Origin of the sequence: Janthinobacterium sp. SUN176 (genome assembly GCF_030587335.1) — a bacterium.
Lineage (GTDB): Bacteria > Pseudomonadota > Gammaproteobacteria > Burkholderiales > Burkholderiaceae_D > Janthinobacterium > Janthinobacterium kumbetense.
On sequence record NZ_JAPWIA010000001.1, the window covers coordinates 3469662 to 3488200 of the forward strand.

19 protein-coding genes are annotated in these 18539 nt (G+C 58.8%); 9 read left to right on the plus strand and 10 right to left on the minus strand.

The window, feature by feature from the left end:
- Nucleotides 1-21 precede the first annotated feature (21 nt).
- Together O3299_RS15585 and O3299_RS15590 are read left to right on the plus strand one after the other, a co-directional pair.
- The gene (locus O3299_RS15585; protein ID WP_305062645.1) at nt 22-765 is read left to right on the plus strand and encodes a sensor histidine kinase; all 744 of its coding nucleotides are present in this window, start codon (nt 22-24) and stop codon (nt 763-765) included.
- Nucleotides 766-773: 8 nt separating this feature from the next.
- Nucleotides 774-1421, plus strand: a complete 648-nt coding sequence (locus O3299_RS15590) for a response regulator transcription factor (RefSeq protein ID WP_305062646.1) — start codon at nt 774-776, stop codon at nt 1419-1421.
- Nucleotides 1422-1432: 11 nt separating this feature from the next.
- On the opposite strand, the gene O3299_RS15595 is transcribed toward O3299_RS15590, so the two are convergent.
- Nucleotides 1433-1714: a XapX domain-containing protein gene (locus O3299_RS15595; RefSeq protein WP_099666703.1), complete on the minus strand. Its 282-nt coding sequence runs from the start codon at nt 1712-1714 to the stop codon at nt 1433-1435.
- A gap of 71 nt (nt 1715-1785) precedes the next feature.
- Nucleotides 1786-2472: a hydrolase gene (locus O3299_RS15600; protein WP_305053036.1), complete on the minus strand. Its 687-nt coding sequence runs from the start codon at nt 2470-2472 to the stop codon at nt 1786-1788.
- 209 nt (nt 2473-2681) lie between these two features.
- On the opposite strand from O3299_RS15600, the gene O3299_RS15605 reads away from it, so the two are divergent.
- On the plus strand, nt 2682-3314 hold the full coding sequence (locus O3299_RS15605) for a response regulator transcription factor (protein ID WP_305062647.1): 633 nt from the start codon (nt 2682-2684) through the stop codon (nt 3312-3314).
- Nucleotides 3315-3329: 15 nt separating this feature from the next.
- Here O3299_RS15605 and O3299_RS15610 read toward each other — a convergent pair whose 3' ends face one another.
- Nucleotides 3330-4028 carry a YoaK family protein gene (locus O3299_RS15610; protein WP_251350565.1) on the minus strand — a complete coding sequence of 233 codons (699 nt, stop codon included), beginning with the start codon at nt 4026-4028 and terminating at the stop codon, nt 3330-3332.
- Between the two features lie 243 nt (nt 4029-4271).
- Between O3299_RS15610 and O3299_RS15615 the strand changes: the two genes are divergently transcribed.
- Nucleotides 4272-6146 carry an amidohydrolase gene (locus O3299_RS15615; protein WP_305062648.1) on the plus strand — a complete coding sequence of 625 codons (1875 nt, stop codon included), beginning with the start codon at nt 4272-4274 and terminating at the stop codon, nt 6144-6146.
- A 136-nt stretch (nt 6147-6282) separates the two neighbouring features.
- Here the strand turns inward: O3299_RS15615 and O3299_RS15620 are convergent, their stop codons facing one another.
- The gene (locus O3299_RS15620; RefSeq protein ID WP_305053040.1) at nt 6283-6723 is read right to left on the minus strand and encodes a hypothetical protein; all 441 of its coding nucleotides are present in this window, start codon (nt 6721-6723) and stop codon (nt 6283-6285) included.
- Between the two features lie 436 nt (nt 6724-7159).
- Here O3299_RS15620 and O3299_RS15625 point away from each other — a divergent pair, with 436 nt between their 5' ends.
- From O3299_RS15625 to O3299_RS15635, 3 genes are all read left to right on the plus strand, one after another.
- Nucleotides 7160-7534, plus strand: coding sequence for a hypothetical protein (locus tag O3299_RS15625; protein WP_305062649.1), 375 nt, complete (start codon nt 7160-7162; stop codon nt 7532-7534).
- 286 nt (nt 7535-7820) lie between these two features.
- Nucleotides 7821-8009: a hypothetical protein gene (locus O3299_RS15630; protein WP_305062650.1), complete on the plus strand. Its 189-nt coding sequence runs from the start codon at nt 7821-7823 to the stop codon at nt 8007-8009.
- 331 nt (nt 8010-8340) lie between these two features.
- Nucleotides 8341-9417, plus strand: a complete 1077-nt coding sequence (locus O3299_RS15635; protein ID WP_305062651.1) for a hypothetical protein — start codon at nt 8341-8343, stop codon at nt 9415-9417.
- Nucleotides 9418-9642: 225 nt separating this feature from the next.
- Here O3299_RS15635 and O3299_RS15640 read toward each other — a convergent pair whose 3' ends face one another.
- The 3 genes from O3299_RS15640 to O3299_RS15650 form a co-directional block, all read right to left on the minus strand.
- Nucleotides 9643-10944, minus strand: coding sequence for a Y-family DNA polymerase (locus O3299_RS15640; protein WP_305062652.1), 1302 nt, complete (start codon nt 10942-10944; stop codon nt 9643-9645).
- Between the two features lies 1 nt (nt 10945).
- Nucleotides 10946-11419, minus strand: coding sequence for a LexA family transcriptional regulator (locus O3299_RS15645; RefSeq protein WP_305062653.1), 474 nt, complete (start codon nt 11417-11419; stop codon nt 10946-10948).
- A gap of 71 nt (nt 11420-11490) precedes the next feature.
- Complete coding sequence (locus tag O3299_RS15650; protein ID WP_305062654.1) at nt 11491-12174, minus strand: SOS response-associated peptidase; 684 nt, start codon at nt 12172-12174, stop codon at nt 11491-11493.
- Nucleotides 12175-12317: 143 nt separating this feature from the next.
- Between O3299_RS15650 and drt4 the strand changes: the two genes are divergently transcribed.
- Nucleotides 12318-13991 carry an antiviral reverse transcriptase Drt4 gene (gene drt4, locus O3299_RS15655; RefSeq protein ID WP_305062655.1) on the plus strand — a complete coding sequence of 558 codons (1674 nt, stop codon included), beginning with the start codon at nt 12318-12320 and terminating at the stop codon, nt 13989-13991.
- A gap of 516 nt (nt 13992-14507) precedes the next feature.
- Here drt4 and O3299_RS15660 read toward each other — a convergent pair.
- From O3299_RS15660 to O3299_RS15670, 3 genes are read right to left on the minus strand one after another with little or no spacing between them, the layout of a single operon-like run.
- Nucleotides 14508-14723: a hypothetical protein gene (locus O3299_RS15660; protein WP_305062656.1), complete on the minus strand. Its 216-nt coding sequence runs from the start codon at nt 14721-14723 to the stop codon at nt 14508-14510.
- Nucleotides 14720-15775 carry a phage portal protein gene (locus O3299_RS15665; RefSeq protein ID WP_305062657.1) on the minus strand — a complete coding sequence of 352 codons (1056 nt, stop codon included), beginning with the start codon at nt 15773-15775 and terminating at the stop codon, nt 14720-14722. Before O3299_RS15665 ends, O3299_RS15660 begins: the two co-directional genes overlap by 4 nt.
- Nucleotides 15772-17583 (minus strand): terminase ATPase subunit family protein, encoded by a 1812-nt coding sequence (locus tag O3299_RS15670; protein ID WP_305062658.1) that lies wholly within the window; start codon nt 17581-17583, stop codon nt 15772-15774. The genes O3299_RS15665 and O3299_RS15670 overlap by 4 nt, the downstream gene beginning before the upstream one ends.
- 136 nt (nt 17584-17719) lie before the next feature.
- Between O3299_RS15670 and O3299_RS15675 the strand changes: the two genes are divergently transcribed.
- On the plus strand, nt 17720-18505 hold the full coding sequence (locus O3299_RS15675; RefSeq protein WP_305062659.1) for a GPO family capsid scaffolding protein: 786 nt from the start codon (nt 17720-17722) through the stop codon (nt 18503-18505).
- The last annotated feature ends 34 nt before the right edge of the window (nt 18506-18539 follow it).

Consider the following 18539-nt stretch of genomic DNA (forward strand, 5'->3'; position numbering starts at 1 on the left):
GCGAACGACAGGAGTCCCGCGATGGCCAGCACGCATTCTTTCCCTCAGCAGCAAGACCCCGGCCTGGCGCAGGCGCAGCGCATGGGCAGGATGGACGGCATGGGCGAATTTGCCGCATCGGTCGCGCACGAGGTGCGCCAGCCGCTGGCGGCCATCGCGCTCAATGCCGATGCCGCCTTGCGCTGGCTCGACCACGATCCGCCCCGCCTCGACGAGGCGCGCGCGGCGCTGGCCCTGGTCGCCAGCGCCGGCAGCCATGCCAGCGCCGTGCTGCGCAGCGTGCATGGCCTGGCCTGCAACGCGCCGGGCAGCCACGATCATTTTGCGGCTGACGACGCCGTGCAGGATCTGCTGCCGCTGCTGCGCGCGCCATTGCAACGCCACGCCATCCACCTGGAAACGCAGCTGGCGCCGGGCCGCCCACTGCTGCACGCCGACCCGGTGCAATTCCGGCAAGTCATCCTGAACCTGCTGATGAACGCCATCGAAGCCCTGCAGGGCACCAGCGGCCGGCCGCGCACGGTGCTGCTGTCCTCGCGCCTGGATGGGGGCGTGCAGCATTTCAGCATCGCCGACAATGGCGCCGGCATCGCGCCGCAGGCGGCCGGCCGCCTGTACCACGCCCTGTATTCCAGCAAGCCCGATGGCATGGGCATTGGCCTGGCCATCTGCCGCCGCATCCTCGACGCGCATGGCGGCCGCCTGTGGCATGCCCCCGGCGCACCCCACGGCAGCGTCTTCCACTTCACCCTGCCCGCACCATGAACACAACCATGCACACGACCATCCCCCCGGCCGCTCCGCCGACTACTCTGCTGATCGCCGACGACCACCCGCTGATCCTGGCCGGCCTGGCTTCGCTGATCGCGTCCTTGCCCGGCTTGCGCCTGCTGGGGCAGGCGGGCACGGGCCGCGCCGCCGTGGAGTTGTACCGCGAACTGCGGCCCGACGTGGTGCTGATGGATTTGAACATGCCGGAAATGCATGGCGTCGAGGCGATCGAGCGCATCTGCGCAGACGACGCGCAAGCGAAGATCGTCATCCTCACCACCTACCAGGGCGAGGACAATGTGCACCGGGCCCTGCGCGCCGGCGCGCGCGGCTACCTGCTGAAGGATTCCGGCTTCCTGCAACTGACGCAGTGCATCCGCCAGGTGGCCGCCGGCAGGCACTACCTGCCGCCGGAACTGGCGGCGCAGCAGGCCGGCCGCATCGAGGCGAACCGCCTGTCGAAACGCGAGCACGACATCCTGCTGCACCTGTCCGCGGGCAAGAGCAACAAGATGATCGCGCGCAGCGCCGGCATCGAGGTAGGCACGGTCAAATTTCACGTGAACAACATTTTGACCAAGCTCAATGTATCGAGCCGCACCGAGGCGGCCACGGTGGCCGCCCGGCGCGGCTTGCTGGGCGCGTTCTGACGCCACGGATATCAAGCGGCGCTGTCATCCTTCTGCTGCGGTTCTGCCCTGGCCAGCGCTGGCTTCGCCTCCACGCCGCTGATCTTCGGCACGCATTCGCTGCGCAGCCACGACACCGTGATGGCTTCGCCCGCCATCAGGCGCTTGACGCCGGGGACGATCTGTTCGCCGATCAGCATACCCAGCAGGCCGATCAGCGCTATCGCGGGCGGCGCCGGCGAGCGTACCTGCAAGACGGCGTAGATAATGCCAACCAGCAAGCCCACCGCCAGCGAAATCACATATAACTTCATGGCGCATTCCTTTCGATGAAAAAAACGCCGCGCACGGTCAGGCGCGCGGCGCATGGCACTGTACCCGGCGTTTACTTGGCCGGCACCGGCGCCAGGGTGGCGTGTTCGCCATGGATGCGCTGCGGCGCCTTGTGCACCATCGTGTAGGCGTAGTCGACGCCCATGCCGTAGGCGCCCGAATGTTCGCGCACGATGGCCATGACGGCGTCATAGGTTGCCTTGTGCGCCCAGTCGCGCTGCCATTCCAGCAGCACCTGCTGCCACGTCACGGGCACCACGCCAGCCTGGATCATGCGCTGCATGGCGTAGTCGTGCGCTTCCTTCGAGGTACCGCCCGAGGCGTCGGCCACCATGTAGATTTCGTAGTCGCCTTCGAGCATCGCGCACAGGGCGAAGCTGTTGTTGCACACTTCCGTCCACAGGCCCGACACGACGACTTTCTTCTTGCCGTTGGCGGCCAGCGCATCGCGCACCTTCTGGTCATCCCACGAATTCATGGAGCTGCGCTCGAGGATATCCTGGCCGGGGAAGACGTCGAGCAGTTCGGGATAGGTGTGGCCGGAGAAGCTTTCCGTTTCCACCGTGGTGATGATGGTGGGGATGTTGAACACCTTGGCGGCCTTGGCCAGGCCCACGGTATTGTTTTTCAGCGCTTGCCGGTCCATCGATTGCACGCCGAACGCCATTTGCGGCTGCTGGTCGATGAAGATGATCTGGCAATTGTCGGGGGTGAGGACTTCCAGTTTCGGATTGGTCATGATGTCATCCATGCAGAGAGGGTTGAGTGGGTACTGCCGTGCATCGTATGCCTGGCCGCGTGCCCGCACCACTATCTAAATATAGGCTGACATGAAGCTTGCCTCTGGGGAGTCCCCCCTGCAGCCCGGCAAGCGCTGCGGTAAAATACCTTTTGCTCACCCTGTTCCGACGACTCTTGATCGATAACTCCTCTTTGCCAGGCAACATCATGCGCAGCGATACGGCGCCGATACGCGTCCTCATCGCCGACGACCACCAGTTACTGCTCGACGGCATCGCGGCCCTGCTCAGTGCCTTTCCCGGCGTGGCGCTGGTGGGCCAGGCCACCGATGGCCAGCAGGCGGTGCAGCAATTTGACGCGCTGCAGCCCGACGTCACGCTGATGGATTTGCAGATGCCGCGCATGAACGGCCTCGACGCCATCGGCGCCATCCGCGCGCGCCATCCGCAGGCGCGCATCATCGTGCTGACCACCTACAAGGGCGACACGCAGGTGCTGCGCGCCATCCGCGCGGGCGCATGCGGTTATGTGCTGAAAAGCGCGCTGCGCCACGAATTGCTGGCGGCGATACAGAACGTGCACGCGGGGCGGCGCCACATCACGCCCGAGATCGAGGCGGAACTGGCGCTGTATGCCTGCAGCGACGTGCTGTCGAACCGCGAACTGGACGTGCTCAAGCAGGTTGCGCAAGGCAATTCCAACCGCGAAACGGGCGCCTTGCTGCAGATCAAGGAAGAAACCGTCAAGGCGCACATGAGCACCATCCTGGCCAAGCTGGGCGCCCGGGACCGCACCCACGCCGTCACCATCGCGCTGCGGCGCGGCATCCTCGACGCCTGAGCGGCGCCAGCACGCTCAAGCCGCCGGCACGGCCGGTCGCACGCTGCGTTGCTGCACTACGATCAGGGCGCCCAGCAAAATCAGGGGTACGGCCAGCGCCACGAAGCCGACGGCCAGGTAGGCAAAGGCGGCGGCGATGGCGCCCAGGGCAAAAGCCAGCAACGGCCAGAAGAACTTCCCGCAGCGCGCATGGGTGGCGCCATCAGCCGCGCCGCGCAGCACGTCGACGGTGTCGATGACGATCTGCGTCACGTTACCCGTCATCATGGAAGTGGGCGCCAGGTGCGCCAGCAGCAGCCGGCTGGTGGCGCTGTGCACGCCCATGGCGGCCGTGCCCAGCAAGCCGGCTACCATGGCCATGGAACTGACATCCTTGCCGATCGGCTCGGCCAGGCAGCCAAACACCATGAAGCCGGCCAGCAAGGCCCACTGCAACAGCATCGCCAGGGTCAGTGACGGGCCGGCGCGGCGTTCCACGGCCAGCACCATCAGGCGCGTGACGGCGACGCCGGCGATAAAGGCAGGAAAAGCGAGAAACTTCAACAGGATGGACGCGCGCGATGCATCCGCCAGGGCGGCGCCGATCAGCACGAAGTTACCCGTGACATGGGCCGTAAACAGGCCAAACAGGGCAATGAAACCCAGGGTATCGACATACCCCGCTAAAAATCCCAGGCTGGTGCCGAACAAGCGGCTGTGTGGTGGCTGATCCATCGAATGACTCCTGATACCGTGCAATGCACTAAAAAACGAAAAACGCGCCAGGAAAACGCCCCGGTGCCGCTGCCTGCATGGTAAGCCATGTGGCCGGTCGCCGCCCCCGTCCTTCGGCCAGTGCGCCCGCTCCACCTGATCTTTTGGCCCGTGTTCAAGCGCCGCCCGCCCGCTACACTGGACGACGTGACTTTCGCGCCGCGCACGCCGGCCCTCCCCGCACCGCAACCATGGAGCTGCACCATGCCAGAACACACCCTCCCCGCCACCGCACCCTTGATCCTGCTCAATGGCTGCTTCCACACCGTCGATAAAAGCTGCCCGCAAGCGAGCGCGGTGGCCATCGCCGACGGCAAATTCCTCGCCGTCGGCGACGTTGAAGACGTCATGCGCCACCGCGCTCCCGACAGCCGCGTGATCGACCTGGGTGGCCGCACGGTGATTCCCGGCCTGAACGACTCGCATTTGCACCTGATCCGCGGCGGCTTGAACTATAACCTGGAATTGCGCTGGGAAGGCGTGCCCTCGCTGGCCGACGCCTTGCGCATGCTCAAGGAACAGGCGCTGCGCACGCCGAACCCGCAATGGGTGCGCGTGGTGGGCGGCTGGACGGAATTCCAGTTCGCGGAAAAGCGCATGCCGACCCTCGACGAAATCAATGCGGCCGCGCCCGACACGCCCGTCTTCATCCTGCACCTGTACGACCGCGCCCTGCTGAACCGCGCCGCCCTGCGCGCCGTCGGCTACGATAAAAATACGCCGAACCCGCCCGGCGGCGAAATCGTGCGCGACGCTGCCGGCAACCCCACGGGCATGCTGATCGCCCGGCCGAACGCCATGATTTTATATGCGACCCTGGCGAAAGGCCCGACCCTGCCGCGCGAATTGCAGGTCAATTCCACGCGCCAGTTCATGCGCGAACTCAATCGCCTCGGCCTGACCAGCGCCATCGACGCGGGCGGCGGCTTCCAGAATTATCCGGAAGACTACGCCGTCGTCGACGAGCTGGCGCAAAAAGAGCAGCTGACCATCCGCATCGCCTACAACCTGTTCACGCAAAACAAGGGCCGCGAACTGGAAGATTTTGAAAAATGGACGCAGATGGTCACGCCGGGCCAGGGCGACGATTATTACCGCCATAACGGCGCCGGCGAAATGCTGGTGTTTTCCGCCGCAGACTTCGAGGATTTCCTCGAGCCGCGCCCGGAGCTGGCACCCGGCATGGACGACGAACTGGAAAAGGTGGTGCGCCACCTGGTCTCCAAGCGCTGGCCCTTCCGCCTGCACGCCACCTATGACGAATCGATCGACCGCATGCTGACGGTGTTTGAAAAGGTCAACCGCGATATCCCGTTCGACGGCCTGCACTGGATGTTCGACCACTGCGAAACCATCACGCCGAAAAACATCGACCGGGTCAAGGCGCTGGGCGGCGGCATCGCCATCCAGCACCGCATGGCCTTCCAGGGCGAATATTTTGTCGACCGCTACGGCGCCGAGGCGGCCAAGGCGACGCCGCCGATCGCACGCATGCTTGCCTCGGGCGTGCCCGTGGGCGGCGGCACAGACGCCACGCGGGTCGCCAGCTACAACCCTTGGACGGCGCTGTACTGGCTCGTGTCCGGGCGCACCGTGGGCGGCTTGCGCCTGTACGACGCAGGTTCGCGCCTGTCGCGCGACACGGCGCTGGAACTGTGGACGGCGGGCAGCGCCTGGTTCTCCAGCGAGCAAGGCAAGAAGGGACGCATCCAGGAAGGCATGCTGGCCGACCTGGCCGTGCTGAGCGCGGACTTTTTCAGCATCGATGAAGAGGCGATCAAGTCGATCGAATCCGTGCTCACCATCGTCGGCGGCAAGATCGTCTACGGCCAGGCGGAATTTACGCCACTGGCGCCGCCTCCCATCCCTGTGTTGCCGGACTGGTCGCCCGTGAAAAACGTGGCTGGCCACTACCGCGCCGCGCCGCCGCAAACGGCCAGCGTGATGCAACAGCATCAGTGCCAGGGCGCCTGCGGCGTGCACGCCCACGCCCACGACGTGGCGCGCAAGAGTTCCGTCCCTGTTTCCAGCCATTCCGGCTTCTGGGGCGCGCTGGGATGCAGCTGCTTTGCGTTTTGAGGTACGCGTGGCATGGAGGAAGAACGACCGACCAACGGTGCGCATCCCTCACTGACATCGGCCGTCCAGCTCCACGATGGCGGTACCCTGTACGCTACCCTGGCGACGGGGATCAGACACAGTTTCTGAGCGGCGTTCAGTCCCAGCAGACTGACAGCACGGCATAGCCCTCCGACGGCTCAGGAGCGTTGGCGGGCTTGCCGTATGGCCAGCCAGGAATGACGCCGTCGGCTTCCATGCCGGCGATCCAGCCCTCCACCTCGTCCTGGCGTGCGGACGTGAAGATGTGCACGTTTTCCGCCGGCGGGAAGCATTTCGCGTCCACGTCCGCCTGGCCATAATCGCACCAGTCCTGGTGCAAGCCGACCAGCACCTTTTCCACGTCCGGCCTGGCGGCGATCTCGCGGAACATGTCATACAGCCGCGCAATCGGCGGGCGGCCATAGCCCCACTGGTTCGGCGCGATCGACTCTTCGTCGGCATTGCCCGCAAAGTAGAGATCGAGATCGACCACGGGTGGCGTATCGCCATCGTCCACACCGGGCGAGGTCAGGTACTGGTAGATTTTGTCGGGCATGGGCAAGGTTCCGTTGATATGAAATACAATGCCATATTGTAATCTGCAGACCGCGTATCCAGGCAAAGCACCGCGCCGGGGTTCGAACGCGCGGCAAGGTGATGGCGACATACGCCTTCCAGATGCTGTGCCCCCTGATCACAGCAGGTTGCATGCCATGCCGCTGAAATCGAGGACAACAAAAAACCCGCTGACTTTTGCAAGTAAGCGGGTTTTCTGATGAAACTTGGTGCCGTTGGCCGGAATCAAATATCAATAAAAATCATATACTTAAAAACAAATTTGGTAAATTTTTTCCACAAATTACTTACACATATAGATCTTTATACCGTAGAAAACAGTTCTTTACCGGAAGGGTTGTTTGCACGAATCCGTATTTCGGTACCACCTTATTCAACTATTTTATGCAAAAAAAATACAACAGCCAGCAGGCACGATGCCTTCTCTCCCCCTGAATGATGAGGCTATCTATAGACATCAATTGATAAGAATGCAAGAATTGACGGACACTTTTAAAGGGGAAATTTGGATGTCTAATTTTACAATTCGCGTTGAGTTACACGGCGCAAATGGTGCCGACTATATACTGTTGCACGAAAAGATGGCCCAACAAGGACTCACTGATATTGTCGTCGACGATAGCGGGAGGCGCTATAAGATGTCACCTGGGGAATATAATTTCCAAGGTATCGCAACAATTGAACAAGTGATGACTTCGGCAAGAGTTGCTACTAGCCAAACAAATAGAAATTGGGCAATCATGGTATCCGAAGCAAGCAAGCGTATTTGGGAAGGCCTTCCATTCGCTTAAATTCGCTGGACGAGTGCAGGCTTGTGATTCCTGTTGTCGTGAGTTCGAGCCCCATCAGCCCCCCATAAAATGAGTAGGAAAATCATAGGGTTACATGCTTCGGCTTGTGACCCCTTTTTTGCGTTTTCCAACGGGTTTTCGTATTTTCCAACGAGATCAAATTTCAGCGCTTTCACTGCGCAGGGCCAGTTCGGGCATCGGCCGCTTTTTCCAGATCCGCTTGAGTGGTGATCACTAAAGTTGTTTCATCTCCATCAAGTGGTACCAGTACGCGACTATGGCGCTCTTGGAGTCTTCGACACGGCCCAGCAACGTGGCCGAGTGGCGCGCGGCTCAGCTTCAAACCGTCATCGCCCGGAACACCTTGCGCGAAGCAAGCATGCGCTGGGCCGCGCTCGACTACCTTGCAAAATCCCGCGAGCCGGTGCACAGGATGGAGCCGGGCGCATGGTGGGACTTGACGGCCATCGAGTGATCGTGGGGAGGCAGATGCACCAAGGGCCGCGCAAGCGGCCCTTAATTTGCCAAGGACCATCCAGCGCTGTGGGGATACGCATGTCAAAGCGGTGCGCCTTGATTTTGGGGAACAAATAATGAGCTAGAATGGCTCACGTGCCTGCGATTCATCGATGAGCTTTTTAAAATTGCAGCTTTTAAAATTGCAGCGCTTCGCAAGTTCAAAAATATTTTCTCATTTTAAATAGGGGTCTGAATTGGCTAAAAGGGATGGCGATTTCTCACTTGATACTAAACGAAGACTTGGGGATCGAGTGGCTTGGATTTGCTCTTTCCCTGGCTGCGATGATGTGACAGTCGGCCCCGGAAATAATTCATCGAAACATGTAATAAAATTGGGCGATGCCGCTCATATTCATGCTGCATCTGAGCTTGGCCCTAGATTCGACATCAACTTGCCTTTGGATGAGCGAAAGGCTATTGATAACGGGATCTGGATGTGCCAGCGCCATGCAAGAATAATCGACGCCGACTTCACCCAATACTCGGCAGCGACGTTGAGAACATGGAAAATACAGGCTGAGAACAAAGCTTATGTAGCCCTTCGCCTTCCCAACAGGCAACCTCGCAAAGATTCTGCATCGTTGATGCAGTTAGGCATGGACATCGTATTTGAGGGGAAATGGATAGCTGCGGGTCCGTCAGAGTGGACTCTTGAAGTGGACAGCTATGTATATGGGAATGACTATTCCTTGAAGGATTTTTGTTCGCAATTTCTCGCGCAGCATGAGAGAGCGAGATTTATCGTAATCCATGATCAAGGTGACGGGCGAAAGATAACGCAGCCCCCAAGCTGGAAATCTTCCAACAACAAGCTGCAATTGACGGTGGCAGTTGCCGACAAATATGTGAGGCAAGATCCGCACCAGACCGGGAGCGACTTGGCATTATCCGAGTCGGGGGATATTTTCATCAAAGATGGGGATATCGCTATTGTGAAAGGAATTGAATCGGCCAAGCAGCACGTAACCACAAGCCTTGGAATTTGCCATGGCGATTTGATGTTTCAGCCGGAAGTTGGATCTTTGTTCCCGAAATATTTTTGGGATCATAGGGAAGATAAAGAGCTGCTGAGCTCGCTACTGATGCTTGAACTTGCCCGACTTGCTAGCTTACCCGATGAGGGCCGCGAAAGTTCGCCACTCGGCTTCATAAACCGTGTGACCGAAGTTACCTTCGAGACCACGGAGATTTTTTCCGGTCGAGTTTTTGTAATAGTTGAGATCGAGTGGGGGAATCGTGAACTCACTAGAGACCGCTATTCGATATTTGTTGATCACAGTTCCGTTAGAGCGGCCCGGCTTGCGGCGTTAAATGAATCCCGCCATGGGAAGCAAGCAGAGACCCGGCCCCGCCGCGATCCATGAGGCCAAATTCTCCCACGCGCGGCCCTAAGGGTCTAGCTGGTCCGCCCTCGATGCAATCTGTCGCATTCGGCGAATTTCCCATAACAGTGCACGTAGATCCGGTGAATCACTTCGTATCCGAATTTCTGTCAATTCAGCGCTACTCAAGGGTTTTCGGTGCTGGCCCATATCCATTACCTTTGTTTGAAAATTTCCATCTAACAACACCCAATGTACAGCCGCGCGCTACTGCGCCCTCACTTTCGGCAACTCCATCCAATTCGTGGTGTACCGCGGCGTGCGATTTTCCGACAACATTGCCCAGCGCCTGTCCAGGCCAGCCGAGCCCAGGTGTACCGTATCGCGCCCGAACCGCTCATTTAATGCATCGAGGGCTGTCATGGCGCGCACTGAGCGCGCACGGTCCGGGTCCCCATCAAATAAGACGCCCTGGCGTTGAGTATCCGGCTGCAGGTCCATCAGCATGATTCCGGCTTTCTTGTACTTGAACCCATTGCGAAAGATCATGGCCAGGCCGTGCAGCGCGGCGCCTGCCAGGACGCGGTTATCGGCGCTTGGCTCGACCAGGGGGATGGTGATGCCGTTGGAATATTGCTCGTCCTGCTCGCGGAACCGGTTTGTTTGCACGAAAACATGGACAGCACCGCACAGGGAATGCTGCCCGCGCAGCTTCTCGCCGGCGCGCGCGGCATAGGTGGATATCGATTCGCCCAGCTCGGCCGCTGTGATGACCATGGTGCCGAAGGAGCGCGACGACACAATCTCCTTGCGCGGCGGCGCCACCTCTTCCAACTGCAGGCAGGAAATTCCGCGTAGCTCGTTGCACGTGCGCTCGAGAACGACGCCGAAATGTGCCCGCATGGTGCTCGGTGGCGCGTCTTTCAAGTCCTGCACGGTGTTGATGCCCATGGCGCGCAACTTGGCGCTGATGCGCCGGCCGACGCCCCACACCTCGCCGACGTCGATGCGCTGCAGTAGCCAGACGGTGCGGGCATCCGACATGGTCGTGAAGTCGGCAACGCTGTTGAACAGTGGGAATTTCTTTGCCACATGGTTGGCCAACTTGGCCAAGGTCTTTGACTGGCCCACCCCCACGCATACGGGCAAGCTGGTCCACTGCGCCACCTTGGCGCGGATATCCTGCCCCATGGCTGTCGGAGAATCCCATAGTCCGCCCAGGCCATTCAGGCTGAGAAACGATTCATCGATCGAATACACCTCGACATTGGGGCTGTAGGTCCGCAGGATCGTCATGATGCGGTTGCTCATGTCTGCGTACAGGGTATAGTTTGACGATAAGCCAACAATTCCGTGTTGCCTCGCCAAGTCGCGCATCTGGAACCAGGGCGCGCCCATCGGCACGCCCAAGGCCTTGACCTCGTTCGACCTGGCCACGGCGCAGCCATCGTTATTGGACAGCACCACAACCGGACAGTCGCGCAAGCGGGGGTTGAAAGCGCGCTCGCAGCTGACGTACATGTTGTTGACGTCGACAAGCGCAAAAATCTGCTTGGTCGGGTCGCCCATGTCACACCCGGAGCTTTCGCACGACGCCCGTCACCACACCCCATATCTGCAACTCGCTACCTTCAGCCAGGCAGATCGACTTGTATGCAGGGTTGTCGGGGCGCAGCTCTACCCTGCCCCGCTGGCAATACAGGCGCTTGAGGGTGTATTCGGCATCGATGACGGCAATGACAATGTGACCATGCAAAGGGGCAACCGATCGGTCGACCACCACCTTGTCGCCATCCAGTATGCCGGCATCGCGCATCGAGTCGCCCTCGACCGTGAAGAAAAACGATGCGGCCTTGTGCTGCACCAGCAGCGCATTCAGGTCCAGGCCGTCTTCCGTGTAGTCGGCGGCCGGCGACGGGAACCCAGCGGATATGCGGTGCGAAATTTCCGGCCGCGCACTGGGGATCGGGTACTGCGCAAGTGGAAAAGGCACCTGCGACACACCGGGTTGGCTAGATTGAAGAATTAGTAATGTTGCATTCATGGCTGGCCGATATACTGTGTTTTTATACAGTATATCGGCCGAACCAAGAAACAGGAAGTATAAAATTGTTTCTAGAAAAGTGAGTTGGGCGGCGCCGAGTCAGCCTTCGCGGCCGGTTTCGCTCCTGTCCGAGGGGGCAAAGGATCAGGCTGCGCGATCAAAAGGTCAGCTGGATACTGCCGATAAACATCCTCTTCCAACACCAGCGAGCCGTCCAGCCAGCCTTGATACTGGTCCGGGTCCAGGATCATCACCATGCGCTTTTCATCGTCTGGCTTGTGGAAGCGCTGCATCAGCGGGTGCTCGTGGGCGTTGATCGTCAGCATCGAGAACGACAGCAGCTGATCGGCAGGCCGGTATTCCCATATGCCAGCGATGGCCACCGGGGCGCCGTCGGCGCGCTCGATACGCCAGCGCACCGGCTTGCCGGTTTCATAGTTGGGCTCGAAGAAATTGGTGGCCGGAATGATGCAAAACTGCTTGCGTTTCCAGGCGCTGCGGAAGGATGGCTTGCTGGCCACGGTCTCGGTGCGCGCGTTGTAGGTCTGCCGGGCCAGCTTGTGGTCGGCACAGTGGGGCACCATGCCGAACATGGCGGGGGCGATTTCCAGCTCGCCGGGCGCTTCGTGAGAGCCGCGCAGGATGGGCGCCATGTAGCCGGGCCACGCCTCGGGCGGCAGGTCGTGTTGCGACGAGCGAACGCCGAAGTGACCCTCGATCTGATCCTTACGACTGGGAGTATAGTCAGCGCACATGCATTTACTATATCTCAATTCTAAAATTGCACATAGCAGCTTTCAAATATGCTAGATTCGATATGCAATTTCCATAATTATCCATTAATAACCTACATTCCGACATCTTCGGGACACCATCCATTTATACAAAAGGCTTCGCCATGCTATCAATGCTATCAATGCTTTCGGGACGTATCGTTCCGCCCATCACTGAGCAACGCCACATTTATGAAGCACTGACCCGACATAACTACTTCCCCAATCAAAAATCGGTAAGCGAAATTCCACCTTGTTTCAGCAGCATAAATTTCACTCCTGAAATCTGCTCATTATTATCTAAAATTCCCGAACCAGTAATTAGAAAAAAAATTGGATACGATTTAGTGGAATATTCATCCACTCGCCATAACAACATACCACGCACGCTTTCCTTGATTCATCCAAAAGCATACTCTTTGCTTGTCGAAAAAATTCACGAAAATTGGGATGAAATAAAATACATTAAACTCAACGAAAACAGTATGATTAAACCAGACCGCCACGAAGATGGACGAATGGTAATAATGAATTATGAAGATCCAGAGAAAAAAATACTTCGCTCATTGGAAGATGGCTTCGGCTGCAAATATCGAGCTCACACCGATATATCAGGATGCTTCAACAGCATTTACACTCACTCCATACCTTGGGCAGTAATTGGCTTTGACGAGTCAAAGAAAAAGTTAGAGAATCGCGGGCCCAATCATTGGTCAGATGATATTGATATGTTTCAGCGAAAAACAAAACGTGGCGAAACGCAAGGCATTCCGATTGGACCAGCGACATCGACAATAATAGTTGAAATAATACTAGGCAAAATTGATGAGGAACTAAAAAACAAAGGATACGTCTTTCGAAGATATATTGATGACTACACATGCTTTTGCAAAACATATGAAGATGCCGAGAAATTTATTTCGGAACTTAACTCCACGCTAATGAAGTTCAAGATGCAATTGAATTTACACAAAACCTCTATAGTGGAACTACCTCGCCCTCTAAATGATGGATGGGTATCATCACTAATCTCCGCTCTACCTACCAAATTCACCGCTGAAAACAACTCCAAGCGAAAATTAACATCAGAAGAAGTGACTCATTTTTTAGACTTTGCAATCGACATAAATAAACATACAGCTGACGGTGCCGTAATGAAATTTGCAATAGGCTTACTTATATACAGTGTAGAAAAATCCTCTGCGCAAGTACTATTCAACTACATTATCAACTTAGCTTGGCACTTCCCAATGCTACTTAATTTCTTAGACACGCTAATTGACAATCATGATTTAGACATCACCGGCCTTGAAAAAAAGATAAATTTGATAGCCGTGGAAAATTCAGAGAAAAAACGTTCAGATGGAATGGCTTGGTCTCTACATATTCTAAAAAAGAATGACCTTGAGCTTTATGAAGATACAGCAAAAAAAATTATACAATCAAATGACTGTATAGCCATATGCACACTTCTCCCTTTTGGAACCCATGACCACGATATAGTTATTTTTGCGAATACTATTATTGAAAAATCGGCCTATGACAAAGATCAATACTGGCTCCTTCTTTATCAACTATTCACGAAGAAATTGATTGAAAATCCTTACCAAGGAGACGAGTGTTTTAACAAACTAAAGGAACATAACGTAAATTTCATGCCTGATAAATCTGACTATACCAAGGCAGAGAAATATTCAAATGACGTAGCAAATAATTTATTCGGAAATTTAAACTCCGACAATGAAGAGATACCCCAGCCTACATACGAAGAGTGGTTAATAACAGAGGAGAATAAATAATTCTATTGCTACAGCTAGTGCCCCACTGGCACATCCGCGCCGAAGCTTACGAATGGCCTACCCTGAGCGCAGAATTGACCCGTGGTGCGGATGAGACTCAGGTTGCCGCACTGCTGGGCAGCACCGAATAGCGATGGACCGTGCGGCTGTGATACAGCCCCGCCAGAGCACGAAAAAGCCTTTCCAGGCCCCACCGCGCCACCCGCACGAAAAAGCGCTCAAAGTGCGTCAAAATGCGTCAAATCGCATGCCCCCTATTCGCCCCGCCGCGCCAGTCCTCATGGGCCTTCGGCCATGGCGCACATTTGAGTCAAAAGAGCCCTATATAGCGGGCAGGTGTGGAGGGGGGACAACTGCGCGCGCCGGGCCAAAATGGGCTTTTTTCTTGCTTCTGGTGCAACATCATTCGTCGGGACATGAAAAAGCCGCCTCGTGGGCGGCTTGTGCGGTGGCTGGGGCGCTTCGGTGCGGCTGGGCTGTCGCGGCCCTGCCCTACCGGTCATCGCGGCGTGGCGGTCATCCTGCGCGGCCGGCGCGCGCCTTGGCCGCCTGTTCCTTCTCGTAGTCATCGCGGCAGTCCACATCGCAGAACAGCAGCGCGGGCACCAGCGCCTCGTCGCAGTAGTGACAGCAGCCGTGCGCCACCAGGGCGGGCCGGCGCCGCACGGCGGCCAGGCCGCGCGCCACCTCGGCAAAGATGATCTTGTCGGTGTTGTCGATATGGTCGCTCATTGCGCTGTCTCCTTGCCCAGGCCCAGGTCATACGGGGCGAACTTCACCACTTCCACGCCCGCCCACTCGTTGATCGCTTCGAACTGCGCCTGCAGCGGCACCAGCTCGTTACGGGCGAAGACGCGCGCGGCAGGCTCGACGGCGCCGAAGCCGCCGGCATTGTTCGGCAGGATGCCCATCAGCTGGGGCGGCACGCGGTGCGCGGCCAGCTGGTCGTCGCGCGTCACGCTCTTGATGTTAAAAAACTCGTCTTTGGCGGCCACGTCCGACACGGGCAGGATCTGGATGCCGTCCTTCTTGCCATTCGGCGCGTACATGAACAGGTTACGGAAGTTGCCCGGCCCCTTGCTGTCGCGCATGGCCTGGCGCAGGTTGTCCACGTCCTGGGTGTTGGCGGCCGCGTCCGTCATGTAGAAAACGAAGCCGGCGTGCGAGCCGTTCTTGTAGTACTTGCGGCGGAACAGGGTCGCCGCCTCGTTGAGCCAGGCCGATTGCAGGGCGCTCAGGTACTGCGGCACGCCGTACAGCTCCTGGTTCACGTCCGGCTCCATCAGGTGGAACACCCGGCCCTTGTCGAACTGGTGCACGGCCTGATAGCCGTTCACAAAAAAATACGTGTCCAGATCGACGCCGCGCCGCATGTATTTGGCCAGCGCATGCTGGTACGCCAGCGCCTTGCCGCTGCGGCTGGGCCGGTCTTCCAGGTAGGCATTGCCGAAGGTCAGATAGTCCAGGGCCATGCGCTTGAAGCCATCGCGCGACAGGTATTTCGTCGGCATCAAGGTGGACGTCAGCACGTTGGCCTTGAAGTGGATGGCGCTGCTGTGGTGCACGCCCGCGTTAAACGACTTGGCCAGGCCGGCCAGGTTGACGGGCGGCTCATACCAATGGCCGTTCTTCCAGCATTCGAAGCAGTCGAGAATGTCGGCGTGCTCGAGCACGGGCGTCGGGTCGCCGAAGGAAAACGCCTCGATGCCGGCGGCGGCCGGTGCCGTGGCCGCTGGTGGTGCGCTCTCGGCCTGCCGGCCGCGCAAGTGTCGTGCTTTTCTCAAGAATAAATCTCCATGAAAGAGTGGTGGTTGTCGGTGGTGCCTTCGAAGGGCTCGTGATCGAGGGCGTGCATGCAGGCCCACGCCAGATCGGCGTGGCCGGTTTCATCGCTGCGGCCGGCGACATAGGTCACATGCCGCCCGCTGGGGGTGAGGGTCTTGTGGATGGCCATGAACGATTGCGCGATGTCGGTCCAGCCGGCGTCAAACTCCAGCCGCCCCTTGCTGATGATGTTTTTGGCTTTCAGCACCATGCGGGTTTTGACTTCGGGCGAGTAGTTCAGGGCCGTGACGGCCGGGAAGAAGCCGCGCACGATAGGCAGCACGCCGATGCCCATGCCCGTGGTATCGATGCCGATGTATTCGACGTTGTAGCGCTGGGTCATCTGGCGGATGGCGTCGGCGTGATCTTCGAAACTCTGCCCGCGCCACTGGTGGCGCTCAAGGATGCGGAACTTACCGCCGGCCGTCATGGGCGGCGCCAGCACCACGCAGCCGGCGCTGTCGCCGTTCAAGGCCGGGTCATAGCCGATCCACACGGGCCGGTTGCCGAACGGGCGCAAGCCCAGTAACGGCTTGTAGTCGTCCCATTCCACCCAGGAATCGACCATGCAGCGCTGCAGCTCGGCCAGCGGGAAGACCGAGGCCGAGTCGTCGATAAAGTTGCACATCAGCAGATTGTCGAACTGGTCCGGGCTGTATTCGAAGTTGCGCAGCTCGTCGATGTCGAACAGGTTGCAGCCGCCGCGCTCGGCGTCCAGGATGGTGACGATCTGGCGCCAGATCTTGTCCTCGCCCGTAAAACCCGACGACAAGCGGCCATGGCTCACGTCGATATTCACTTGGTCGGCCTTGGCGCGGCGCTTGTTGAACAGCTCGCCCGTCCAGAACGGATAGGCCTGGTGCGTGGTCGAGGATGGCGTTGAAAAATAGGTCTTGCGCCATTTCTTGTGAATGGCCATGCCCGAGGCCACCTTGTTCAACTCCTGGAAATTCTGCGTCCAGAAGAATTCATCGAAGTAGAAATTGCCGTGGTAGCCCTGCGCTGTGCGCGCGTTGGTGCCCAGGAAGTACAGGTGCGCGCCGTTCGGCAGCACGATGGGGTCGCCCGTCAGCTCGATGCCCGCCGCCTCGCGCGCGAACTGCACGATGTACTGCTTGAAGACGTGCGCCTGCGACTTCGACGCGGACAGAAAAATCTGATTGCGGCCCGTCTCCATCGCATCGGCCAGCGCCTCGCGGGCGAAGTACCAGGTGGCACCGATCTGGCGGCTTTTGAGAATGGCGCGCGTGCGCTGGTCGCCGTTGCGGTACCAGACCTTTTGATAATCGAAGAGCGAATCCTGGAAGGCGTCGAGCAGCTGGATTTTCTGCTCTTCGCTGAAATCGTTGCGCGTCGGCTTCTTCTTCGGCCCGGCATTGCGGTTCGCCAGCTTCGGGTTCAAGTCCACCTCATTGCCGCCCGGCTGCTCGTAGCGGCGCACGCGCGCCGCCTGCACGATAGCGCGCATCAGCAGGTCGATTTCCTTGTAGTCGCTGCCGCTCTTGACCTCTTTTTCGATCAGTTTCACGAGGCGCAGCTCGGCCGCTGCCTCGACGTGCTCGATGGCCTGGGCCTTGTCCCACTCGTCGCGCAGCTTCCAGCTGTTGATGGTGCTGCGCTTGATGCCCAGGTGGCGGGCAATGGACGAAATGCGCCAGCCCTTCCAGTACAGGGCGCGCGCGGCGCGCCGTGGCTCGGACTCGGGCACGGCCAGTTCACCGATGATTTGGTCGGTGGTTTGTTCGCTTGTTTTCTCGATTGTCAGCATGCCGCCAGCGTAGGCCGCGCGCGCGCGGAGCGGGGGAAGGCAAAAGTCGCTATGGCCCATAGCAACCCGCACCGCATTGAATCGCGGCGCCAAGACGTTGACCATGGCGTTATCCGATCAACCGAGAACGCCCACCATGTCCAAATCGAAATTTTTCCGCGTCGCCACCGAAGGCGCCACCACGGACGGCCGCAATATCGACCGCGCCACCATCGAGCAGATCGCCGCCACCTACAACCCGAAGACCTACGGCGCGCGCATCTGGCTCGAGCACATTCGCGGCATCCTGCCCGACAGCCAGTTCAAGGCCTACGGCGACGTGATCGCGGTGAAAGCCGAGGAAGTGGACACCGACAGCGGCAAGAAACTGGCCCTGTTCGCGCAGATCGAACCCACGCCGGAGCTGGTGGCCATCAACAAGGCGAAACAGAAGCTGTACACCAGCCTGGAAATTCAGCCCGACTTTGCCGACTCGGCGCAGCCCTATCTGGTCGGCCTGGGCGTCACCGACAGCCCCGCCAGTCTGGGCACCGAAGCGCTGCAATTCTCCGCCAGCCGCAAGCTGCAAAGCACCAACCTGTTTACTTCTGCCGTCGAGGTGACGCTGGAGTTTGAAGAGCAGGGCATCAAGCTGGCCGACGCCGTGAAAAACCTGTTGTCGCGCTTTTCGCATAAATCCGGCACCGACGCCGCGCAGTTCGCCGACATCAGCGAAGCCGTGCAAGCGCTGGCCGGCCACGTCGTCACCGCCAACGACAACTATGCCGACGCACTCAAGCGCCTCGATGCTGCGGAAAAAGCGCAGAAAGCGACGCAGGACGAGCTGGCCACCTTCAAGGCGCAGATGGACGAGGCGCCCGGCAACGGCCCGCGCCGCCCGGCCGCCACTGGCAACGACGGCGCCGTGCAGACCGAGTTTTAAGCGCGCGCCATCCACCAACACCCCATTCAACAAC

What these genes read in the sequence shown, in the direction of transcription:
- drt4 (WP_305062655.1), top strand. Translation starts at nt 12,318, where the DNA reads ATGCTATCAATGCTATCAATGCTTTCGGGACGTATCGTTCCGCCCATC.
- O3299_RS15650 (WP_305062654.1), bottom strand. Translation starts at nt 12,174, where the DNA reads ATGTGCGCTGACTATACTCCCAGTCGTAAGGATCAGATCGAGGGTCAC.
- O3299_RS15625 (WP_305062649.1), top strand. Translation starts at nt 7,160, where the DNA reads ATGCCTTCTCTCCCCCTGAATGATGAGGCTATCTATAGACATCAATTG.
- O3299_RS15600 (WP_305053036.1), bottom strand. Translation starts at nt 2,472, where the DNA reads ATGACCAATCCGAAACTGGAAGTCCTCACCCCCGACAATTGCCAGATC.
- O3299_RS15615 (WP_305062648.1), top strand. Translation starts at nt 4,272, where the DNA reads ATGCCAGAACACACCCTCCCCGCCACCGCACCCTTGATCCTGCTCAAT.
- O3299_RS15620 (WP_305053040.1), bottom strand. Translation starts at nt 6,723, where the DNA reads ATGCCCGACAAAATCTACCAGTACCTGACCTCGCCCGGTGTGGACGAT.
- O3299_RS15670 (WP_305062658.1), bottom strand. Translation starts at nt 17,583, where the DNA reads ATGCTGACAATCGAGAAAACAAGCGAACAAACCACCGACCAAATCATC.
- O3299_RS15595 (WP_099666703.1), bottom strand. Translation starts at nt 1,714, where the DNA reads ATGAAGTTATATGTGATTTCGCTGGCGGTGGGCTTGCTGGTTGGCATT.
- O3299_RS15610 (WP_251350565.1), bottom strand. Translation starts at nt 4,028, where the DNA reads ATGGATCAGCCACCACACAGCCGCTTGTTCGGCACCAGCCTGGGATTT.
- O3299_RS15660 (WP_305062656.1), bottom strand. Translation starts at nt 14,723, where the DNA reads ATGAGCGACCATATCGACAACACCGACAAGATCATCTTTGCCGAGGTG.
- O3299_RS15590 (WP_305062646.1), top strand. Translation starts at nt 774, where the DNA reads ATGCACACGACCATCCCCCCGGCCGCTCCGCCGACTACTCTGCTGATC.
- O3299_RS15640 (WP_305062652.1), bottom strand. Translation starts at nt 10,944, where the DNA reads ATGGGCGACCCGACCAAGCAGATTTTTGCGCTTGTCGACGTCAACAAC.
- O3299_RS15605 (WP_305062647.1), top strand. Translation starts at nt 2,682, where the DNA reads ATGCGCAGCGATACGGCGCCGATACGCGTCCTCATCGCCGACGACCAC.
- O3299_RS15585 (WP_305062645.1), top strand. Translation starts at nt 22, where the DNA reads ATGGCCAGCACGCATTCTTTCCCTCAGCAGCAAGACCCCGGCCTGGCG.
- O3299_RS15645 (WP_305062653.1), bottom strand. Translation starts at nt 11,419, where the DNA reads ATGAATGCAACATTACTAATTCTTCAATCTAGCCAACCCGGTGTGTCG.
- O3299_RS15675 (WP_305062659.1), top strand. Translation starts at nt 17,720, where the DNA reads ATGTCCAAATCGAAATTTTTCCGCGTCGCCACCGAAGGCGCCACCACG.